Source organism: Streptomyces umbrinus (assembly GCF_030817415.1).
Taxonomy (GTDB): Bacteria; Actinomycetota; Actinomycetes; order Streptomycetales; family Streptomycetaceae; genus Streptomyces; species Streptomyces umbrinus_A.
This window is the reverse complement of the sequence record NZ_JAUSZI010000002.1, coordinates 5,191,119-5,211,445: the sequence shown is the minus strand read 5'-3', so window position 1 is coordinate 5,211,445 and position 20,327 is coordinate 5,191,119. Positions and strand designations below refer to the sequence as shown.

The following is a 20,327-nucleotide window of genomic DNA, read 5'->3' as shown; positions in this document are numbered from 1 at the left end:
CCGGGCCCGGAAACGCCGAAGACCCTGCCGTCGTACGACGACAGGGTTCGTAGGCGAAGAACCGTTGTGCGCGAGAGCGTTACGCGGCGTTGCTGCTGCCGGAGGACGAACTCGTGGACGACGACTTCGAGTCCGAGGACGACTTGGAGCCGGACGAGGACGAGGAGTCCGACGAGGTCGACGACTTCGAGTCGGACGATCCGCTGGACGACTTCGAGGCCGGCGCCGGGCTGCTGCTCGACGACGAACCGCGGCTGTCGTTGCGGTAGAAGCCGGAGCCCTTGAAGACGATGCCGACCGCGGAGAACACCTTCTTCAGGCGTCCGTCGCAGCTCGGGCACACGGTGAGGGCGTCATCGGTGAACTTCTGCACCGCCTCGAGGCCCTCGCCGCACTCGGTGCACTGGTACTGGTAGGTCGGCACTTGTCTTCCTCCTGGCACTCTCACTCAGTGAGTGCTAACGACGGTCCATAGTGACGTATTCCTCGGGATCAGTCCACTGCCACCGGCACTCGGTGACCCACGCCACGTGCGACGGTCCGGCTCACGACCCGGGGCGAGAGCCGTGAACGCAGGGTCACGAGGGTCGCCAGGGCCAGCAGAGTGCCGCCCATCGGGACGAGGAATCCGGCACCGTCCCACAGGCGGTCCTCCATCTGCCCGGCGACCGTGACGGCGGCCGCCTGCCCGAGCGCGACCGCTCCGGTGAGCCAGGTGAAGGCCTCGGTCCGGGCGCCGGCCGGCACGAGTCCGTCGACCAGGGTGTAGCCGGTGATCAGGGCGGGCGCGATGCAGACACCGACGAGGAGACCGATCCCCGCGAGGGCGACGACCGACTGGGCGGCCCACAGCCCGGAGGCGGCCAGGCCCAGGGCGGCGTACGCGACGACGAGGCGGCGGCGCGGGGCCACCTTCCAGGCGATCGCGCCGCAGACGACGCCGGAGAGCATGTTGCCCGCGGCGAAGGTCCCGTACAGGACACCGTTCAGCCCGGGCTCGCCGATGGATTCGCTGAACGCGGCGAGCGAGACCTGCATGCCGCCGAACACGGCGCCGATGCCGAGGAAGGCCACGATCAGCACACGCACTCCGGGGACCGACAACGCGGAAGCGTGCTTCACGCGCGCGTGCCCCTTGAAGCCCACGGCCGGCTGGGTGCCGCGCTGGGCGGCGAACAGCAGACCGCCGACCAGGGTGAGCGCGGCCTCCGTGAGCAGGCCGGCGGCCGGGTCGACGGCGGTGCACAGCGCGGTGGCGAGCAGCGGCCCGAACACGAAGGTGAGTTCGTCGGTGACGGACTCGAAGGCCGCGGCGGTGGTCATCAGGGGCGAGTCCTGGAGCTTGACGCCCCAGCGGGCCCGCACCATGGGCCCGATCTGCGGCACCGAGGCGCCTGTCGGCACGGCGGCGACGAAGAGGGCCCACAGAGGCGCGTCGGAGAGCGCCAGCGCAGTCAGGGCGAGCCCCGCCAGAGTGTGGAGGAGGACGCCGGGGAGCAGCACGGCCCGCTGGCCGTGACGGTCGGCGAGACGGCCGGTGAAGGGCGCGAACAGTGCCAGGGAGACACCGGTCACGGCTGCGACGGCACCGGCGGCCCCGTACGAGCCGGTGGTGTGCTGGACGAGCAGGACGATGGAGATGGTCAGCATCGCGAACGGCTGCCGCGCGGCGAAGCCGGGAAGCAGGAACGTCCACGCGCCGCGCGTACGCAGCAGCTGTCCGTATCCCGGGCGGGAGGAGACAGGAGTCCCGGGGGACTCCGAGGTGACCGTGGATGCCACGGCCCGTGCCTTTCTGCCGCCTGGTAGCGCGACCCCTTTACGGGGCTGGAGGCGCCGAGAGCTGTCCTCTTGCGCGGAACTGCGGTAGATGCCGGGCCGCCCGCCAGAGGGCGCCGCGGCCGCCATACGGTCGCGCCAGCTCTGCGTCAGGCAGAGTTGGTTAGATCAAGATGCGCCTTGATGATACAGGCCCACACGACTCTTACCCTGTGAAACCCAGCACTCTCCTGTTCGGAGCCTGCGAATGCTTGTGAGCCGCGAAGCCGAGAACCTGAGGAGCCGAGCCGCGAAGGCTCAATCCCCCGCCCCGTTCCCACCCGTCCCCAGCCACCCCGCCAGCTTGCCGCCCTGACCCACCGCGCGCAGCCGCTGCTCGGCGGCGTCCCGGACGGGATCCGTGGCCACGACGAGCAGCTCGTCACCGCGCCGAAGCACGGTCGTGGGAAGCGGAACGAACGATTCTCCACCGCGGACGACCAGCGTGACGGCGGCCCCCGCGGGCAGCCGCAGCTCGTTGATCTCGACGCCGTGCATCTTCGACCCCTCCGGGATCGCGACGGACAGCAGATGCCCGCGCAACCGCTCCAGGGGTGCCGACTCGATCCCCAGGTCGGCGGTCTCCGAGGGGGCCTTGGACACACCCAGCTTCCGGGCCACCCAGGGGAGCGTGGGCCCCTGGACGAGGGTGTAGACGACCACAAGGACGAACACGATGTTGAAGATGCGACGGCTTTCCTCGACGCCGCTCACCATCGGGATCGTCGCCAGGATGATGGGCACCGCACCGCGCAGCCCGGCCCAGGACATCAGGGCCTGCTCCTGCCAGCGCATGCGGAAGGGCGCCAGCGCCGCCACGACGCTCAGCGGCCGCGCCACCATGGTCAGCACCAGCCCGATGACGAGCGCGGGCCAGATGTCGTCGCCCATCTCGTGCGGCGTGACCAGCAGCCCGAGCAGCACGAACATGCCGATCTGGGCGATCCAGCCGAGCCCGTCGGCGAAGCCGCGCGTGGCGGGCCAGTGCGGCAGCTTCGCGTTGCCCAGCACCATCGACGCCAGGTACACCGCGAGGAAGCCGCTGCCGTGGGCCAGCGCCCCGGCCGCGTACGCCGTGACCGCGATCGCCATCACCGCGATCGGGTAGAGGCCGGAGGCGGGCAGCGCCACATGCCGCAGTCCGTACGCCCCCAGGAAGCCCACCGCGAGGCCGATGGCCGCTCCGATGGACAGCTCCAGAGCTATCTCGCCGAGCAGGTGGTACCAGTGCTCCACCGGGCCGGCCATGGAGAACGAGACGACGAGGATGACCACCGGGGCGTCGTTGAAGCCCGACTCGGCCTCCAGGATGCCCGTCACGCGCGAGGGGAGGGGCACTTTCCGCAGTACGGAGAAGACCGCCGCCGCGTCCGTCGAGGACACCACCGCGCCGATGATGAGCGCCTGCCGCCACTCCAGCCCGATCAGGTAGTGGGCCGCTGTCGCGGTGATGCCGACACTCACCGAGACACCGACCAGCGCCAGTGAGGAGGCAGCCGGCAGCCCGGGCTTGATCTCCTTCCACTTCGTACCGAGGCCGCCCTCGGCCAGGATCACGACCAGGGCCGCGTACCCGATGACCTGGGTCAGTTCGGCGTTGTCGAAGTGGATGTCGCCGATGCCGTCCTGGCCCATGGCGACGCCGATGCCCAGGTACACGAGCAGGCTGGGGAGCCCGCTGCGCGACGAGATCCGAACCGCTGCCACCGCGACGAGCAGAACGAGCGAGCATACGAGCAGGAGCTGGTTGAGGTGGTGGACAGTCAGCGGCTGTTCCCTTCTCGCCGTTCCGGGTGGATCACTTTGACCAGTTGGACCGCTTTGATCGGCTGGATCACCTTGTTCGGTGCAACCGTGGCCGGTTCAGCCGGCTCGATGGTTCAACTACTTCGTTACCTTACCTAACTCTTGACGCTTTCTTGACACTCGGCAAGGCAAGATCGAACTCCCGTCCGCCCGGGTTCCCGACTCCGCGTCAAGCCCGAGTTGGCCCTGCGCCTATGGTTGCTCCAGCGCTCAGTCAAATGGACAAGCCCGCCTGCCGCTCGCGTGAGGACAGCAAGGACAGCGATGCCCCCCAACACCACCGCATCTTCCGGTCAAAAGCCCGGCAAGTCCGGCAGGAAGAAGGGGCGCAGAGCCCGTCTGATCCTGATCGTCCTGGTTCTGGCCATCATCGGCGGCATCGCCTACGGGTCGTTCTGGAGCATCAGCACCGTCCGCGCCTCCTTCCCCCAGACCAAGGGTTCCATCACGCTCGACGGTCTGTCGGGCCCCGTGGATGTGAAGCGTGACGGTTACGGGATCCCGCAGATCTACGCCTCGACCGACGCGGACCTGTTCATGGCACAGGGCTACGTCCAGGCGCAGGACCGGTTCTACGAGATGGACGTACGCCGTCACATGACGGCCGGCAAGCTCTCCGAGATGTTCGGCGAGAGCCAGGTCGACGAGGACGAGTTCCTGCGCACGCTGGGCTGGGACCGGGTCGCGGAGAAGGAGTACGAGACCAAGCTCTCCGCGGAGACGAAGAAGTACCTGCAGGCATACGCCAAGGGGGTCAACGCGTACCTGAAGGGCAAGGACGGCGCGGACATCTCCCTGGAGTACGCGGCCCTCGGTTTCCGCAACGACTACAAGCCCAAGGAGTGGACCCCGGTCGACTCGGTGGCCTGGCTCAAGGCGATGGCCTGGGACCTGCGCGGCAACATGCAGGACGAGATCGACCGCTCCCTGATGACCAGCCGCCTGGGCCCGCAGCAGATCGCCGACCTGTACCCGCAGTACCCGTACGACCGGAACAAGCCGATCGTGCAGGAGGGCCAGTACGACAGCGTCACCGGGGAGTACCGGCAGGGCAGCGACACCAGTACCGGTACCGGCGGTACGCAGTCCTCGGCGGGCACCGGGCTCGCGAACAACACCGAGGCCCCCTCCGGGCTGCAGGGCCAGCTGTCGGGCCTCTACAAGGTGCTCGACGACGTCCCTGAGGCCGTCGGCGTGAACGGCAACGGCATCGGTTCGAACTCCTGGGTCGTCAAGGGCACCCACACCATCACCGGCAAGCCACTGCTCGCCAACGACCCGCACCTGTCGCCCTCGCTGCCGTCCGTCTGGTACCAGATGGGTCTGCACTGCAAGAGCGTCTCCGAGAAGTGCCAGTACGACGTCTCCGGGTACACCTTCGCGGGCATGCCGGGCGTGGTCATCGGCCACAACCAGAGCATCGCCTGGGGCATGACCAACTCCGGGGCCGACGTCACCGACCTGTACCTGGAGAAGCTCACCGGGAACGGCTACGAGTACGACGACAAGGTGAAGGCCTTCACCACCCGCGAGGAGAAGATCAACGTCGCGGGCGGCGACTCCAAGACCATCGTCGTCCGGGAGACCAACAACGGACCGCTGCTGTCCGACCGCAACGACGAGCTCGTGAAGGTCGGCAAGAAGGCCACCGTCGACAGCGCGGCACCCGACCGCGGCGACGGCTACGGCATCTCCCTGCGCTGGACCGCCCTGGACCCGGGCAACTCGATGGACGCAGTGTTCGCGATGAACAAGGCCACCGACTGGACGGAGTTCCGCAAGGCGGCCATGCTCTTCGACGTGCCCTCGCAGAACCTCACCTACGCGGACACCGACGACAACATCGGCTACCAGCTGCCCGGCAGGATCCCGATCCGCGGTGAGGGCGACGGCTCGCTCCCCTCGCCCGGCTGGGACTCCAAGTACCGCTGGACCGGGTACATCAAGCAGGCCGAGCTGCCCTACGAGTACAACCCGAAGCGCGGCTACATCGTGACCGCCAACCAGGCCGTCATCGACAAGGACAAGTACCCGTACACCCTCACCACGGACTGGGGCTACGGAACGCGCAGCCAGCGGATCGCCGACCTCATCGAGTCGAAGATCAAGGGTGGCGGCAAGATCTCGACCGATGACATGCGCCAGATGCAGCTCGACAACAGCAGCGAGATCGCCAAGCTCCTGGTGCCCAAGCTGCTCAAGATCGACGTGGCCGACAAGAACGTCCGTGAGGCGCAGAAGCTCCTGGAGGGCTGGAACTACACCCAGGACGCCGACTCGGCCGCGGCCGCGTACTTCAACGCGACCTGGCGCAACATCCTCAAGCTCGCCTTCGGCAACAAGCTGCCCAAGGAGCTGCGGGTCGACGACCAGTGCCTGAGCGTCGAGCCGGTGGACTCCACGGGTCCCGCCGACGAGGACAGGCGGGTGCGCGAGTGCGGTCAGCGCGAGGCCGACAGCGCGCAGCCGGACGGCGGCGACCGCTGGTTCGAGGTGGTCCGCAAGATCCTCGACGACGAGGACAACGACTGGTGGTCGGCGCCCGCGACGCGCACCGACCCGGCCGTCGACACCCGTGACGAGCTCTTCAAGCGGGCCCTCACGGACGCCCGATGGGAGCTGACCGCCAAGCTGGGCAAGGGCATCGACACCTGGAGCTGGGGCCGCCTGCACCGGCTCTACCTGAAGAACCAGACCCTGGGCCTCGAAGGTCCCGGATTCCTGAAGTACATGCTCAACCGCGGCCCGTACAACATGAGCGGCGGCGAGGCGGCGGTCAACGCCACCGGCTGGAACGCCGCGGGCGGCTACACCGTGGTCTGGGTGCCGTCGATGCGCATGGTGGTGAACCTGGAGGACTTCGACAAGTCGAAGTGGATCAACCTCACCGGTGCCTCCGGGCACGCCTACAGCGCCCACTACGTCGACCAGACGGGCAAGTGGATCGACGGCGAGCTGCTGCCCTGGGTGTCCACGGAGCGGGCGGTCGACGCGAAGACGTCGGACACGCTGGTCCTGAAGCCCTGAGCACCACGTGAGAACGGCCCTCCACGCGCGCGTGGAGGGCCGTTTCGCGCATCGGAGCCCCTGGGGGCGGCCGGCCGCTACGGAGAGGGCCGGCGGAAGCGGTGCACTCCCGACGGGGTCACCACCGCGTGCACCGGCCGGTCGTGCGGCTCCTCCGGGACGCGGTCGACCACTTCGGAGTCGTACAGCAGCACCACCAGGGCCGGATCCGCGCCCGCCCGGTCGAGCCGTGCCAGCACCCGGTCGTACGATCCGCCGCCGCGGCCGAGCCGCATCCCGCGCGCGTCCACGGCCAGGCCCGGCAGCAGCACGGCGTCGGCCGCGAGCACGGCGTCCGGGCCCAGACGCTCGCCCGCGGGCTCCAGGAGGGCCATCTTTCCCCGGTGTTGTACGGAGACGAGTGAGCCCTCTCCGGCGTACGCGCCCCAGTCCAGGTCGTTGTCCGCGAGCAGCGCCGGGAGCAGGACGCGCACCCCGCGCGCGTGGAGTGCGTCGAGGAGCGCACGCGTGCCCGGTTCGCTCCCCACGGACACGTAAGCTGCCACCGTGCGCGCGTGCGCCAGTTCGGGCAGCTCCAGGGCGCGGGCGGCGAGTGCGGCCCCGGTCTCCCGCACGTCATCGGCCGTATACCGGCTTCTCACCGTGAGGAACTCTCGCCGCAACACTCGCTTGCCAGACTCGGGTTCGGGTCCCAGGTGGCTCATAGGCTTGTTCCGTACCCTTCATAATGCGCTCATATGAGAGCGAATTAACCGGAGCCACAGATTCCATACAAAGGCACCGGATATGGTGTCGGGCATGACTCAGGCACACCCCAGGATCAGCAAGGCTGTCATCCCCGCAGCAGGCCTCGGCACCCGGTTCCTGCCGGCCACCAAAGCCACTCCCAAGGAGATGCTGCCGGTCGTCGACAAGCCGGCGATCCAGTACGTGGTCGAGGAGGCCGCGTCCGCGGGCCTCGATGACGTCCTCATGATCACGGGCCGCAACAAGCGCCCCCTCGAGGACCACTTCGACCGCAACTACGAGCTGGAATCGGCCCTTCAGAAGAAGGGCGACGCCGACCGGCTCGCCAAGGTGCAGGAGTCCAGCGACCTCGCCACCATGCACTACGTCCGCCAGGGCGACCCCAAGGGCCTCGGCCACGCCGTGCTCTGCGCCGCCCCGCACGTCGGCCACGAGCCCTTCGCGGTGCTCCTCGGCGACGACCTGATCGACCCGCGCGACCCGCTGCTCAAGCGCATGGTCGACGTCCAGGAGCAGTACGGCGGCAGCGTGATCGCCCTCATGGAGGTCGCCCCCGAGCAGATCCACCTCTACGGTTGCGCGGCCGTCGACGCCACCGACGACAGTGACGTCGTCAAGGTCCACGACCTGGTCGAGAAGCCGGCCGCCGCCGACGCCCCGAGCAACTACGCGATCATCGGCCGGTACGTCCTCGACCCGCACGTCTTCGACATACTGCGAAAGACCGAGCCGGGCCGCGGCGGCGAGATCCAGCTCACCGACGCCCTCCAGCAGCTCGCCGCCGACGAGAAGGTCGGCGGCCCGGTGCACGGCGTGATCTTCAAGGGCCGCCGCTATGACACCGGTGACCGGGGCGACTATCTGCGTGCCATTGTCCGACTCGCGTGCGAACGTGAAGACCTGGGCCCGGACTTCCGGACCTGGCTTCGCAGTTACGTCACCGAGGAGATGTAAGCAACTTGAGCAGCGCCGCGACCCGCGTCACCGGCCAGGACCACCTCTGGTCGGTGTCCGAGCACCTGGAGGACATCCTCGCGACCGTCCGCCCCCTCGAAGCCATCGAGCTGCAGCTCCTCGACGCCCAGGGCTGCGTCCTGGTCGAGGACGTCACGGTGCCGGTCTCCCTGCCGCCGTTCGACAACAGCTCGATGGACGGGTACGCGGTCCGGGTCGCCGATGTCGCGGGCGCGAGCGAGGAGTACCCGGCCGTGCTCACGGTCGTCGGTGACGTCGCGGCGGGCGAGTCCGAGCTGCTCCACGTGGGACCCGGCCAGGCCGCCCGCATCATGACGGGCGCCCCGCTGCCGCCCGGCGCCGAGGCCGTCGTCCCCGTGGAGTGGACCGACGGGGGCCTCGGCGAGGGGCCCGTCTCCGGGATGCGCGCCCGCAGCGCGTCCCCCGAGGGCGCCTCCGGCCAGGTCCACGTCCACCGCTCGGCACCGGCACGCGCGCACGTGCGCGCCAAGGGCAGCGACGTGAAGGCCGGCGAGCGTGCCCTCGCCGCGGGCACCGTGCTCGGCCCGCCGCAGATCGGCCTGCTCGCCGCGATCGGCCGGGGCACCGTCCGGGTGCGCCCGCGTCCGCGCGTGGTCGTCATGTCCACCGGCAGCGAACTGGTCCAGCCCGACGAGCAGTTGGGCCCCGGCCAGATCTACGACTCCAACAGCTTCGCGCTGTGCGCCGCGGCCCGTGACGCCGGCGCGATCGCCTACCGCGTGGGCGCGGTCGCCGACGACGCCGAGACACTCCGCGCCACCATCGAGGACCAGCTCATCCGCGCCGACCTCGTGGTCACCACGGGCGGCGTCAGCGTCGGCGCGTACGACGTCGTCAAGGAGGCCCTGTCCTCGGTCGGCGACGAGGACGAGGCAGGCAGCGGCATCGAGTTCCGCAAGCTCGCCATGCAGCCCGGCAAGCCCCAGGGCTTCGGCTCCATCGGCCCCGACCACACCCCGCTGCTCGCGCTCCCGGGCAACCCCGTGTCCTCGTACGTGTCCTTCGAGCTGTTCGTGCGCCCCGCGATCCGCACCCTGATGGGCGTCGACGACATCCACCGGTCCACGACCAGGGCGACCCTGCGTACGGACAAGGCGCTCACCTCGCCCGCCGGCCGCCGTCAATTCCTGCGCGGACGGTACGCGGACGGGGAGGTCACCCCCGTCGGAGGCGCCGGATCCCATCTGATCGCGGCCCTCGCGCACGCGAACGCGCTGATCGTCGTCCCCGAGTCCGACGAGTCCGTGGAGCCCGGCACCGAGGTCGACGTGGTCCTCCTCGGCTGAAGGCCCCGACTTGGGGGTACCGTGTCGCGCACAACAGGCCCGACCGGGAGCGCCCCAGCCATCATGAGTACGCAGGACCGACTGACCCACATCGACGAGGCGGGCGCCGCCCGCATGGTGGATGTGTCCGAGAAGGACGTGACCGCCCGCACGGCCCGCGCGAGCGGTCGCGTCCTCGTCTCGCCCCGCGTGATCGAGCTGCTGCGCGGCGAGGGAGTCCCCAAGGGCGACGCCCTCGCCACCGCGCGCATCGCGGGCATCATGGGCGCCAAGCGCACCCCCGATCTGATCCCGCTCTGTCACCCGTTGTCGGTCTCGGGTGTCAAGCTTGATCTGTCGGTCGCGGACGACGCCGTCGAGATCCTGGCCACCGTGAGGACCACCGACCGCACGGGCGTCGAGATGGAGGCCCTCACCGCGGTCAGCGTCGCGGCTCTCACCGTGATCGACATGGTCAAGGCGGTAGACAAGGGGGCGGTCATCACGGACGTGCGCGTGGAGGAGAAGACGGGCGGCAAGTCGGGCGACTGGAGCCGGGCATGACGGCGGGACCGACGGGACCGGTGGCTTCGGCCGAGCCGCCGATCGGAGGCGCGCCGACCGCTCCGTACAGCGCGCTCGTGGTGACGGCCTCGAACCGTGCGGCGGCCGGGGTCTACGAGGACAAGGGCGGCCCTCTGATCGCCGAGGGCCTGGCCTCGTACGGCTTCAAGGTGGACGGGCCGAAGGTCGTGCCCGACGGGGATCCGGTGGAGGCGGCGCTGCGCGACGGCGTCCGGGCCGGGTACGACGTCATCGTGACCACCGGCGGCACGGGCATCTCACCCACCGACCGCACCCCCGAGGCCACGCGGAAGGTGATCACGTACGAGGTGCCGGGCATTCCCGAGGCCATCAGGGCGTTCGGAAGAGAGAAGGTGCCCACGGCGGCGCTCTCCCGGGGGCTCGCCGGGGTCGCGGAGAGGACGCTGATCGTGAACCTTCCCGGTTCCACCGGCGGGGTGCGGGACGGCCTCGCCGTTCTCGAACGCCTCCTGATCCACGCCGTCGACCAGATCCGCGGCGGCGACCACCCCAGACCCAGCGGGGGTGCCAGCTGAACAGCCCATCCTGGCCGGTCGAGCTGGTGGACGGCGATGTGGTCCTCCGGCCCATAAAGCTGCGCGACCAGCGGGCCTGGCGCGACGTGAACCGCCGTAACCGGGACTGGCTGCGCCCCTGGGAGGCGACCATTCCGCCGCCCACGCCCAGCGGGCCGATCGCCCACCGGCCGACCTACCGCCAGATGGTCCGGCATCTGCGCGCCGAGGCGAACTCGGGGCGGATGCTGCCGTTCGTCATCGAGTACCAGGGGCGGCTCGTCGGGCAGTTGACGGTCGCCGGAATCACCTGGGGCTCGATGTGCTCGGGCCATATCGGCTACTGGGTGGACGAGGCGGTAGCCGGCCGCGGAGTGATGCCGACGGCCGTGGCGCTTGTCTCCGACCACTGCTTCCGAACCGTTGGTCTGCACCGCATCGAGGTCTGTATTCGGCCCGAGAACGGGCCGAGCCGACGGGTCGTGGAGAAACTCGGATTCCGTGACGAAGGCCTTCGTCCACGCTATCTCCACATCGACGGCGCCTGGCGTGACCACCTCGTCTTCGCGCTCACGGCCGAGGAGGTGCCCGAAGGTCTGCTGGCCCGCTGGCGCCGGACACGCTCGCGGAACACGTCCGAAAACTCACCGCGGGACACGCCCCGGAACACCGCGTAAATGAAATGAGTGTTCGAAAATGATCGGCGATCGACCATCCTCGGGCATTAATTTCGCGCTCCCGGCGGCCTGCTGATCGCATCGGTCACAAAAAAAGCTCGAAATATCAGCCAGATCGTGCGACACACCGGCTCAATTGGCAGATGGCCTCACGCAAACCCCTCTACCGTGTGAGGCGTGAGCAGCAGCGGCCTCATCTACGCAGTCATCGTCGGGGCCTGGGCCGCCTACTTGGTGCCTATGTGGCTCCGTAGGCAGGACGAGCTGAATGAGGCCCGTCCGACGGAACGCTTCAGCACCGCCATCCGGCTTCTGTCCGGCCGGGCGGGCATGGAGCGCCGGTACGCCAAGGACCTGCGGGCGCGCTCCGCCGAAGAGGGGGAGCACCACGGCGACCCGGACGGCGTCACCGATTCGGTGGACGTCCGGGCCTTCGCCATGCCTCCGACGCGTCGCGAGGCACGGGCCGACGTCGACGCCGTACGGGATGCACGGGACGTGCGTGACGGACGGGACGTGCGTGACGGACGGGACGTACGGGACGAAGCGCGGTCCGAGGGGCAGGCACAGGCGCAGCCCGCTTCGAAGCAGACGCCGAAGCAGGCGTCGAAACACGCATCGGAACAGGCGGCGCGGCAGGCGTCGAGACAGGTGTCCGCGACGGTGCCGAAGCCCGGCTCCCCGGCCGGCACCGCCCACCCCGCGCCGAAGTCCGGCCGTGCGGCGGACGGCCGGCCGGTGCCCCGGCAGGGTGCCAAGCCGTCGTCGAACGGAGCGTCCGCGTCCGCCGCGTCGTCCCCCGCGAGGCGGGCCGCGGCCGCCGAGGCGGCGGCGCGCGCCCGGCGCTCGAAGGTGCTCGCGCGCCGACGGCGTACGACGGTCATGCTCTTCATGGCCTTCACGCTCGGCGCGATCGTCGCGGCGGTCGGCGGACTCGCGTTCCTGTGGGCGCCCGGGGTGCCCGCGGTGATGCTGAGCGTCTACATCGCCTATCTGCGCTCCCAGGAGCGGCGGCGCTTCACCTACGTGATGGACCGCCGACGGGCCGAGGTGGCGGCGCAGCGGCTGCGGGAGCGGCAGCCCAGGCGGCGGCCGCCCACCGACCCGGGTGCCGCGGACGAGCCGGAGGACGGACCCGAGGCCGACACCGATCCCGGTCTGTCCGCGCTCGCCGCGGACCGCCGTGCCCTCGTCGAGCAGACCGACCACGCCGAGTGGGTCGACCAGCAGCGCGAGCGCCGGAGCGGCCCCTCCGGCGGCGACAGCTGGGACCCCGTCCCGGTGCCGCTGCCGACGTACGTGACCGCCCCGGTCGCCCCGCGCGCCACGTCCGACGTCGACCTGGGCGGACCCGACGCCTGGAGCTCGGCCCGGTCCAGCACGGTCGAACCGGCCGCCGACGGCTCGGTGGCCGAGGGGGAGGGTGAGTTGGGTGAGCCCGACGCGGACGACGCGTCGGACGGTGCCGCGGACGCCCGGCGCGCGGCCTCGGCCCGGCGCGCCCGCGAACGCGGTCGCACGCCCCTCTTCGACCAGTACGAGGACGGCGACCGGCCGCGCGCGGCCAACGAGTGACGATGTCTCAGAAGCCCCGCCACGGGCCCGCTCCTGACCAGCGGGTGAGGGCTCGGGAACGGATTTCCAAGCACCCTGACCGGGATGCTAGAGTTTCACTCGTTGCAAGGGCCTGTGGCGCAGTCTGGTAGCGCACCTCGTTCGCATCGAGGGGGTCTGGGGTTCAAATCCCCACAGGTCCACCGTGACTGACTTGCTCCGACTCTGAATCGCAGGGGTCTGGAGCCGGTTGGTCAAGGACAACCTTGGATCGCCGTTCCCGTGTGGGGGCGGCGATCTTGCGTTTCCGGGGCCGTGTTCCGGTGGCGGATCACGAACGCGTCACGAAGCGCGTCGAACGGCTCGCGTGGCACGTTCGTCGGTCTCCGGCTTTCGCCGACCGGAGCCGCGTAAGCGATGTTCCCCTCGACGTGGCCGGCGATCCAGCAACCCGAGCGGGGCGAGCGCCGAGCTCGTTGAATCCGCCCGGGGCGGTCACGGCCACCTGTGTGGCATCTCCTCGAAGCGCGGCGCTGGAGGCGCAGTTCCTCGGGCGGGTGATGGGCCGGGCGGCGTGATGTGGGTGTCATCGCCGGGCTGCCGGTCCGCTGGCATCATGCTGCACCGGTGTCACGGGGCCGGGCCGGGAGGCTCGTGGGGGCGTGGTGGCCGGCGGGTGGCCGGGAGTCGTCGGACGCGTGTTCGTCTGTGAATGTGCCAGCTCAGCGGCCCGGATCCGCTTCGTGGTGTCGGGCACCGGAAAAGCGGCGCGCGCAGTTCCGCTGTCAGCACCTTGCCAGCGCAACTCCCTGCATTCTTTTTCCCTGGAGATCGGGTGACCCCCTCGGCGAGAATTCAATCACCGGAACGGCGGGAGTCGGCCGGTGAAGCAAAGGGAATTTAAAATTCCAAGGGGGAATTTCTTTCATGGGTAAGAATCTGCCACGCGCTGTCATCGTCACGCTGACCCTCATTGCCACAAGCGCCCTCGGTGCGGTGAGCGCGTCGGCCGCGACCGCGACCGGGACCGCGAACGTGTCCGTGACGCTGGCCGGGGACGGGGACCCGATTTGGGACACGACACCCACAGGTATCGGCGACGACCCGATTTGGGACTGAATCAAGCCTGATTCCGGCCAACTGTGGCCGAAAGGGGCCCATCCTTCGGGGTGGGTCCCTTGTTGTCTCAAACGCCCCTCACATAGTCGTTGCGGAATCGTTTCGAGCTCCACATAATGGCCGAAAGCATATGGACGCATCACGGGGGCGAGGAGCGTACATGCTGGAACCGCTGGGACTTGGAACCCATGCGGCCGAGGTCTACCGGGCCATGCTCGAACGTCCGGATCTCAGTGTTGATGACCTGGTGACCTCACTGGGGCGGCAGCCGGAGCTGGTGCGCTCCGCGCTCGACGAGTGCGTACGGCTCTCCCTCATCAAGCCTTCGTGGGACACACCCGGCGAGTTGCGTGTCGTGAGTCCGGAGATCGGGCTCCAGACGCTTCTCGCCCGGCAGGAGAGCGAGTTCCTGGAGCGGCAGAAGCGGATAGCCGAAGCACGGATAGAAGTAGCCCGGTTCATTGACGAGTACGCGTCCACCCAGGAGCGACTTCGCAATACCGTCACCGAGCGGCTCATCGGAATCGACGACATTCGGGCCCGTATCGAGGAATTCACTCAGGAATGCAGTTCCGAGCTGCTCGCCCTCGCGACCGGCGGGCCGCAGACCGAGGCGAGCCGCCAGGCCAGCCAGCCGCTCTGCGAGGAGCTGGCAAAGCGCGGTGTGGTGATGCGCAGCATTTACCTGGACAGCGTTTACAACGACCCCGCGACGGTGGAACATCTGCGCTGGCTGCATTCCCACGGCGACCAGGTGCGTACCACCGCTTCCCTGCCGTCCCGGATGCTGTTGTTCGACCGGACCCACGCCGTTCTGCCGATCGACCCGGACGCCTCGGCCGCCGGGGCGCTCGTGCTGCGTGGGAAGGGTGTCATCGCCACCCTCTGCGAACTCTTCGACCGGGTGTGGGAGAGCGCCCTCCCGTTCAGCGGGGGGCGGCCCCAGCCGCGCGAGCGCGGTGACGAGGAGCTGTCCGGGCAGGAGCAGGCCGTGCTGCGGCTGCTCGGCGAAGGCCTTACGGACGAGGTCGTCGCCCGAAAGCTGGGCGTCTCGGTGCGCACCGGGCGCCGTATCACCGCCGAGCTCATGGGCCGGCTCGGGGCCCGCAGCCGGTTCCAGGCGGGTCTGCGGGCCGCACAGCTCGGCTGGCTGACCGGGCCGGAGCCCGTGCGGGCCGCGGGGGCGGGGGCGGGACCGCAGTAACCCGGGGCGCCGCGGGAGCGCTGCCGCTGAGCCGCGGGCGGGCGGGAGCGGCACCACAGTGCCGTGGGCCGCGGGGGCAGAAGCCGTATAGGGCGCGTATAGCGGCCGAACCCAGTCTCGACTCATCGAATGGATGGCGGAGTCAACGGACTCCGATACCGATCCCTCATTGGAGTCGAGATGCCCAACGCGAACGTGACGACCGTGCTTGACGCTGCTCGCAAGCAGGAGATCAAGGAGATCGTCTGCGACATTCTCGAGATCGACGAGGACGAGGTCACCGAGACCAGCCTCTTCAAGGAGGAGCACGACGCGGACTCGCTCCGCGCCATCGAGATCCTCGCCGCGCTGGAGCGCACCCAGAAGGTGACCATCGACCAGGCCGAGCTCAGCCGCATGGTCAACCTGGAGGGCGTCTACGTCGTGGTCGCCGAAGCCGCCCGCAACTGACCGCTGTCCCGACCGTCAGATGGGTGAGCTTCGATGAACGCTTCGATCCACACAGACGTGCCAGGTCACAGTGCACGTGAGGCCGCCGGACGCCGGGTGGTCATCACCGGCCTCGGCGTGGTCACCAGCATCGGCATCGGTGTCGAGGCCTTCACCGAGGGCCTGCGTGCGGGTGCGAGCGGAGTCAAGCCGATCACCGCGTTCGACACGACCGGCTTCGCCCACGCCAACGGCTGCGAGGTCACCGACTTCGTGCCGGAGCGCTGGATCACCCGGCAGCAGCCCGAGGAACTCGGCAGAGCGAGCCAGTTCTCGGTTGCCGCCGCCAGGATGGCGGTCGAGGACGCGGGCCTGAGCGCGGCGGACGTGCGAGCCCGCCGTTCCCTGGTGTCCGTCGGCACCACGGACGGCGAGTCCCGCGATCTCGATCAGCTCGTCGCGGCGGGCATCGAGAGCGGCCCCGAGGAGTACGAACCCGCCGTCGCCCGGCGTATCCCCGCCGGACGCCTTTCCGCGGGCATCGTCCGCGAACTGGAGCTGGAGGACGTCGAGTCCGTGACGATCCCGACCGCGTGCGCGGCGGGCAACTACGCGGTCGGCTACGGCTACGACGCGCTGCGCAGCGGTGACGTCGACATCGCTCTGTGCGGCGGTGCCGACGCCGCCTGCCGCAAGACGTTCACCGGCTTCTACCGGCTCGGCACCATCGCCCCGGAGGTGTGCCGGCCCTTCGACAAGGACCGCGAGGGCATTCTCACCGGCGAGGGCGCCGGCATCCTCCTCATGGAGAGTCTGGACTCGGCGCTCGCGCGCGGCGCCCGGATCTACGCCGAGGTGCTCGGCTACGGGCTCGCCTGCGACGCCCTGCATCCCGTTGCCCCGGACCGGGACAGCATCGCGAGGACGATACGGATCGCGCACCGCAACGCGGGTGTGACCCCGGACCAGGTCGACTTCGTCTCCGCGCACGGCACCGGTACCAAGGCCAACGACATCACCGAGGCGGGCGCCATCCGCCAGGTGTTCGGCGAGGACGCCATGCCGCGCACGGTCTCCATCAAGTCGATGATCGGCCACAGCATGGGGGCCGCCAGCGCGGTGTCCGCCGCGGCCTGCGCGCTCGCGATCACCGAGGGCTTCATCCCGCCGACGGTCAACCACCGGGAGACCGACCCGGAGTGCGGTGTCGACTGCGTGCCCAACGAGGCCGTCGAGGCGGAGCTGTCCGTCGTGCAGAACAACGCGCTCGCCTTCGGCGGCAACAACGCCGTACTGATCCTCGGGGCCTACCGGGACCGGAGCGCGGCATGAGCTGGCTCGTGACCGGGATGGGCGCCGTCGCCAGTATCGGCGGCAGCGTCGAGGAGATCTTCGGTTCGCTGATCGCGGGCCGCAGCGGGCTCGCGCCGCTGCGGGGCTACGACCGCGACAGTTTCCGCGCGCAGGTCGCGTACGAGATCGACGACCGTCCGGCGCAGGGCGTCGACGAACCGCTGCGGGCCACCCGCTGGCTGGAGCGGGCCGTCGCGGCGGCGGCCGGGGACGCCGGCCTCGGCGACGATCTGTCACGGGTGCCGGTGCTCGTCGGCACCACCCTGCGCGAACTGCGCTCGGTGGAGCTGTCCTGGCGGGACAAGGTGCCCTTCGACGCGGCCGACCTGCACTTCGGCACCATGCTGCGGCGCCGTTTCAACGCCGCCGACACCCACACCGTGGCCAACGCCTGCTCGGCCTCGCTCTACACATTGGCGCTCGGCACCGACCTGCTCGAACTGGGGGCGGCGGACACCGTCGTCGTCGCCGGGGTCGACACCATCACCGAGAGCACGTACGGCCTGCTCGACCGCTGCTACCCCGAAGCCCCCGACCGGGTGCGGCCCTTCGACCGGGCCCGGCGCGGGATGCTCCAGGGCGAGGGTGCCGTGGCGGTCGTACTGCGCCGGGAGAGCGACGGTCCGGGCGCCGGGACCCACGTCCACGCACGGGTGCGGGGCGTCGCCGTCAACTGCGACGCGTACCACCCCTCGGCGCCCGACGCGAAGAACATCGCCGCGGCCGTCGAGGAGGCGCACCGGCGGGCGGGTGTGCGGCCCGCCGACATCGACCTCGTCATGCTGCACGGCACCGGGACCCCCCTGAACGACGAGGCCGAGTCCACCGCGCTCGGCACGGTGTTCGCGGGCCTCGACCCCTCGCCGTACATGACGGCGATCAAGTCGATGACCGGGCACACCGCCGGTGCCTCGGGGCTGCACAGCCTGGTCGCGGCGGTCGACGTGATGCGGCGCGGGACCGTCCCGCCGACCGTGTACCTGGACGATCCGGTGGACGCCGTGGCCGGATTCCGGCTGGTGCGAGGGGCCGCCGAGCGGCCCATGGAGCCGCTGCGCATCGCGCAGATCGACTCGTTCGGCTTCGGCGGGCTCAACGCGGTCGCCGTCGTGGAGCGGGTCGACGAACCCCCGGCACGAGATGCCGTACGGGACGAAGGAGCGGGACTGTGAGCACCGCGCGCACCACGCAGGCCGTGATCACCGGGCTCGGTACGGCCGTACGAGGTCTCGACGGACCGGCGGGCCTGCTCGGGCCGTTGCCCGCGGGGCACCGGTCCGCGGCCGACCCCGTCTCCCGGCTCACAGGGCGGGGTCTGCGCTACAAGGACCGGGCCACCAAGCTCGCCATGGCCGCGGCCCGGGATGCCCTCAAGGCGGCTCGGCTGATCGACGACTCGGGCGAGCTGACGGTGCCGGGCGAGAGCACGGGCGTCGTCGCCAGCACCAACTACGGCAACTGCGACACCGTCTGCGAGACCGTGCAGACCATCGCCGAGTCCACGTACCTGGCGACCAGTCCGATGCTGCTGCCCGCCACCTCCAGCAACGTGGTCGCCTCCTGGCTGGCCATCACGCACGGACTGCGCGGGGCCAACCTGACGTTGTGCAACGGGCCCACGTCCGGGCTCGACGCCGTGAACTGGGCCCGGCTCCTCATCGCCGCCGGGCGGCTGGACCGGGCGCTCGTCGTCGGGGTCGAGCCGGACAACCCGGCCGTGCGCCACGTCACGGAGACCCCGGATCCGGACGCCTACGACGAGGACGGCGCCCCGGAGCTCTTCGACGGGGCGGTGGCGCTGGTCGTCGAATCGCCCGCCTCGGCCGAGGCGAGGGGCGTACGGGCGGTGGCCGGCATCGGTCCGTACGCCCGCAGGGGCGTCCACGCCGACGCGGTCGCCGAGGTACGGGCGCTGCGGCCGGGTCCGGTGGGTCTGTGGTGCGTGCCGGAACATCCGGCCGGGCTGCGCGCGCCGGCCCCTGGACTCGGCGCGGGAGCCGGGACGGCACCGGTTCACGATCTGTCCGCGTGGTACGGGCCCGCGTCGGGCGCGCTGGGAGTCATGCAGTGTGCCGCGGCGGCCGTCTGGCTGGCGGAGCGGGCGACCGGCCCTGCTCGCGGCGGCGTGCTCGACCGCGGCGCCGGCGCGGCGTGCGACGACGTCGTGCTCGTCAGCGCCGGCACGGGTGACGCCGGCGGTGACGACGCGGGCTCGGCCCTCATCCTCACCGCTCCGGGCGCCGCGGTGCCCCGGCTCGTGGACAGTGCGCGATGACAACGGGTGGCGTGTCCGAGGCCCGTAGCGGCTCCGGCGCGGGCGGCGGGCTCGGGGCCGGCGGGCGGCGGGCGGCTGTCGTGAGGTTGCGGCGGGAGGCCCGTGTGGGCCTGTTGCCGGTGAGGGTGATCGTGCTGCACGGGCTGGCCGGGAGTGCGTCCGTGTGGCATGCCTACGAGCAACACGCGCTGGAACGTGTCGAGTTGTGGGAGGGCACACTGCCCTGGAGTGCCGAGGGCGATCCCGACTGGAGTCTGCGCGACGATCCCTCGGACCACGTGGAGCGGGCGCTGGACGCGGTGCCAGGCGGCGTCGACGTGCTCGTCGCGCACTCCTTCACCGCGGGGCCCGCCCTGGAGGCGATCGCGCGCCGCGGGAGCCGGGCACCGCGCGCCGCCGTGGTCGTCGCCCCCTTCCACCGGCGCAGCCCCGCCGACTTCTCCTGGGACGACGCCACGTACTACCTGGGCGGCTTCCACCGCATCCTCGAAGAGGGCCTGCGGATCAGCGCGGGCGACCGGCTGTCGCCGCAGCTGCGCGCCGCGATGGCGCTGCGGGTGCGGGACCGGATCGGGCCGTACGGCTGGCAGCAGTTCTTCGGCGCGTATCTGCGCAGCCCCTTCCTCGATGTGGCCGCGCTGCGGCTCCCGGTGCTCGTCGTGGCCGGGGCGCAGGACTTCGCGGCGCCGCCGGAGGACGCCGTCGCGCTGGCCGCGGCGCTGCCCGGCGGCAGGCTCCGGCTCTTCGACGACTGCGGCCACTTCGCGATGGCGGAGCAGCCCCGGCGCTTCGCGGACGCGGTACACGCGCTGCTGAGCGAGGTCTTCCCCGAGCCGTCCGAGAGCCCCGCCCACGCCGGTTCCCCCGGGCACCGCGCACCTTCCGGCCGCCCCGCGGACCGCGCTCCCTCCGACGTTTCCCTTCTGCCCATCCCTACGCCTACGCACCGGAGTTGAC

18 protein-coding genes and 1 tRNA gene are annotated in these 20,327 nt (G+C 70.5%); 15 read left to right on the top strand and 4 right to left on the bottom strand.

What is annotated here, in order from left to right:
• Positions 1–79: 79 nt before the first annotated feature.
• The 3 genes from QF035_RS22560 to QF035_RS22550 all read right to left on the bottom strand — a co-directional run bounded on the left by QF035_RS22560 (position 80) and on the right by QF035_RS22550 (position 3,585).
• Complete coding sequence (locus tag QF035_RS22560) at positions 80–424, bottom strand: FmdB family zinc ribbon protein (RefSeq protein ID WP_307522302.1); 345 nt, start codon at positions 422–424, stop codon at positions 80–82.
• Positions 425–492: 68 nt separating this feature from the next.
• Positions 493–1,782, bottom strand: coding sequence for an MFS transporter (locus QF035_RS22555; RefSeq protein WP_307522301.1), 1,290 nt, complete (start codon positions 1,780–1,782; stop codon positions 493–495).
• Positions 1,783–2,076: 294 nt separating this feature from the next.
• Positions 2,077–3,585: a potassium/proton antiporter gene (locus QF035_RS22550; RefSeq protein ID WP_307531336.1), complete on the bottom strand. Its 1,509-nt coding sequence runs from the start codon at positions 3,583–3,585 to the stop codon at positions 2,077–2,079.
• A gap of 303 nt (positions 3,586–3,888) precedes the next feature.
• Here QF035_RS22550 and QF035_RS22545 point away from each other — a divergent pair, with 303 nt between their 5' ends.
• A complete protein-coding gene (locus QF035_RS22545) occupies positions 3,889–6,651 on the top strand; it encodes a penicillin acylase family protein (protein WP_307522300.1) in 2,763 nt (920 codons plus the stop codon).
• 77 nt (positions 6,652–6,728) lie between these two features.
• Here the strand turns inward: QF035_RS22545 and QF035_RS22540 are convergent, their stop codons facing one another.
• Positions 6,729–7,355, bottom strand: a complete 627-nt coding sequence (locus QF035_RS22540) for a 5-formyltetrahydrofolate cyclo-ligase (RefSeq protein WP_307522298.1) — start codon at positions 7,353–7,355, stop codon at positions 6,729–6,731.
• Between the two features lie 94 nt (positions 7,356–7,449).
• Between QF035_RS22540 and galU the strand changes: the two genes are divergently transcribed.
• The 14 genes from galU (at position 7,450) to QF035_RS22470 (ending at position 20,326) form a co-directional block, all read left to right on the top strand.
• Positions 7,450–8,352 (top strand): UTP--glucose-1-phosphate uridylyltransferase GalU, encoded by a 903-nt coding sequence (gene galU / locus QF035_RS22535; RefSeq protein WP_055615853.1) that lies wholly within the window; start codon positions 7,450–7,452, stop codon positions 8,350–8,352.
• A gap of 5 nt (positions 8,353–8,357) precedes the next feature.
• Positions 8,358–9,680 (top strand): molybdotransferase-like divisome protein Glp, encoded by a 1,323-nt coding sequence (gene glp / locus QF035_RS22530; RefSeq protein ID WP_307522297.1) that lies wholly within the window; start codon positions 8,358–8,360, stop codon positions 9,678–9,680.
• Between the two features lie 63 nt (positions 9,681–9,743).
• A complete protein-coding gene (moaC, locus tag QF035_RS22525) occupies positions 9,744–10,223 on the top strand; it encodes a cyclic pyranopterin monophosphate synthase MoaC (protein ID WP_250077564.1) in 480 nt (159 codons plus the stop codon).
• On the top strand, positions 10,220–10,780 hold the full coding sequence (locus QF035_RS22520; RefSeq protein WP_307522296.1) for a MogA/MoaB family molybdenum cofactor biosynthesis protein: 561 nt from the start codon (positions 10,220–10,222) through the stop codon (positions 10,778–10,780). Before moaC ends, QF035_RS22520 begins: the two co-directional genes overlap by 4 nt.
• Positions 10,781–10,806: 26 nt before the next feature.
• Positions 10,807–11,436: a GNAT family N-acetyltransferase gene (locus QF035_RS22515; RefSeq protein WP_055615847.1), complete on the top strand. Its 630-nt coding sequence runs from the start codon at positions 10,807–10,809 to the stop codon at positions 11,434–11,436.
• A gap of 177 nt (positions 11,437–11,613) precedes the next feature.
• Positions 11,614–13,011 carry a gephyrin-like molybdotransferase receptor GlpR gene (locus QF035_RS22510; RefSeq protein WP_307522294.1) on the top strand — a complete coding sequence of 466 codons (1,398 nt, stop codon included), beginning with the start codon at positions 11,614–11,616 and terminating at the stop codon, positions 13,009–13,011.
• Positions 13,012–13,119: 108 nt separating this feature from the next.
• Positions 13,120–13,193: transfer RNA gene (locus QF035_RS22505), tRNA-Ala, on the top strand.
• Between the two features lie 724 nt (positions 13,194–13,917).
• Complete coding sequence (locus tag QF035_RS22500) at positions 13,918–14,109, top strand: hypothetical protein (protein WP_307522293.1); 192 nt, start codon at positions 13,918–13,920, stop codon at positions 14,107–14,109.
• Between the two features lie 160 nt (positions 14,110–14,269).
• A complete protein-coding gene (locus QF035_RS22495) occupies positions 14,270–15,313 on the top strand; it encodes a helix-turn-helix transcriptional regulator (protein ID WP_307522292.1) in 1,044 nt (347 codons plus the stop codon).
• Between the two features lie 180 nt (positions 15,314–15,493).
• The gene (locus QF035_RS22490) at positions 15,494–15,763 is read left to right on the top strand and encodes an acyl carrier protein (protein WP_307522290.1); all 270 of its coding nucleotides are present in this window, start codon (positions 15,494–15,496) and stop codon (positions 15,761–15,763) included.
• Positions 15,764–15,796: 33 nt separating this feature from the next.
• On the top strand, positions 15,797–17,074 hold the full coding sequence (locus QF035_RS22485; RefSeq protein ID WP_307522289.1) for a beta-ketoacyl-[acyl-carrier-protein] synthase family protein: 1,278 nt from the start codon (positions 15,797–15,799) through the stop codon (positions 17,072–17,074).
• Positions 17,071–18,267 carry a beta-ketoacyl synthase N-terminal-like domain-containing protein gene (locus tag QF035_RS22480; protein WP_307522287.1) on the top strand — a complete coding sequence of 399 codons (1,197 nt, stop codon included), beginning with the start codon at positions 17,071–17,073 and terminating at the stop codon, positions 18,265–18,267. Before QF035_RS22485 ends, QF035_RS22480 begins: the two co-directional genes overlap by 4 nt.
• Positions 18,264–19,370 carry a beta-ketoacyl synthase N-terminal-like domain-containing protein gene (locus QF035_RS22475; RefSeq protein WP_307522286.1) on the top strand — a complete coding sequence of 369 codons (1,107 nt, stop codon included), beginning with the start codon at positions 18,264–18,266 and terminating at the stop codon, positions 19,368–19,370. Before QF035_RS22480 ends, QF035_RS22475 begins: the two co-directional genes overlap by 4 nt.
• Positions 19,371–19,381: 11 nt before the next feature.
• Complete coding sequence (locus tag QF035_RS22470; protein ID WP_307522285.1) at positions 19,382–20,326, top strand: alpha/beta fold hydrolase; 945 nt, start codon at positions 19,382–19,384, stop codon at positions 20,324–20,326.
• The last annotated feature ends 1 nt before the right edge of the window (position 20,327 follow it).

Excerpts from the sequence above, each read along its gene's own strand:
- QF035_RS22545 (WP_307522300.1), top strand. The coding sequence starts at position 3,889 with ATGCCCCCCAACACCACCGCATCTTCCGGTCAAAAGCCCGGCAAGTCC.
- QF035_RS22540 (WP_307522298.1), bottom strand. The coding sequence starts at position 7,355 with ATGAGCCACCTGGGACCCGAACCCGAGTCTGGCAAGCGAGTGTTGCGG.
- galU (WP_055615853.1), top strand. The coding sequence starts at position 7,450 with ATGACTCAGGCACACCCCAGGATCAGCAAGGCTGTCATCCCCGCAGCA.
- moaC (WP_250077564.1), top strand. The coding sequence starts at position 9,744 with ATGAGTACGCAGGACCGACTGACCCACATCGACGAGGCGGGCGCCGCC.
- QF035_RS22520 (WP_307522296.1), top strand. The coding sequence starts at position 10,220 with ATGACGGCGGGACCGACGGGACCGGTGGCTTCGGCCGAGCCGCCGATC.
- QF035_RS22500 (WP_307522293.1), top strand. The coding sequence starts at position 13,918 with ATGGGTAAGAATCTGCCACGCGCTGTCATCGTCACGCTGACCCTCATT.
- QF035_RS22495 (WP_307522292.1), top strand. The coding sequence starts at position 14,270 with ATGCTGGAACCGCTGGGACTTGGAACCCATGCGGCCGAGGTCTACCGG.
- QF035_RS22490 (WP_307522290.1), top strand. The coding sequence starts at position 15,494 with ATGCCCAACGCGAACGTGACGACCGTGCTTGACGCTGCTCGCAAGCAG.
- QF035_RS22485 (WP_307522289.1), top strand. The coding sequence starts at position 15,797 with ATGAACGCTTCGATCCACACAGACGTGCCAGGTCACAGTGCACGTGAG.
- QF035_RS22480 (WP_307522287.1), top strand. The coding sequence starts at position 17,071 with ATGAGCTGGCTCGTGACCGGGATGGGCGCCGTCGCCAGTATCGGCGGC.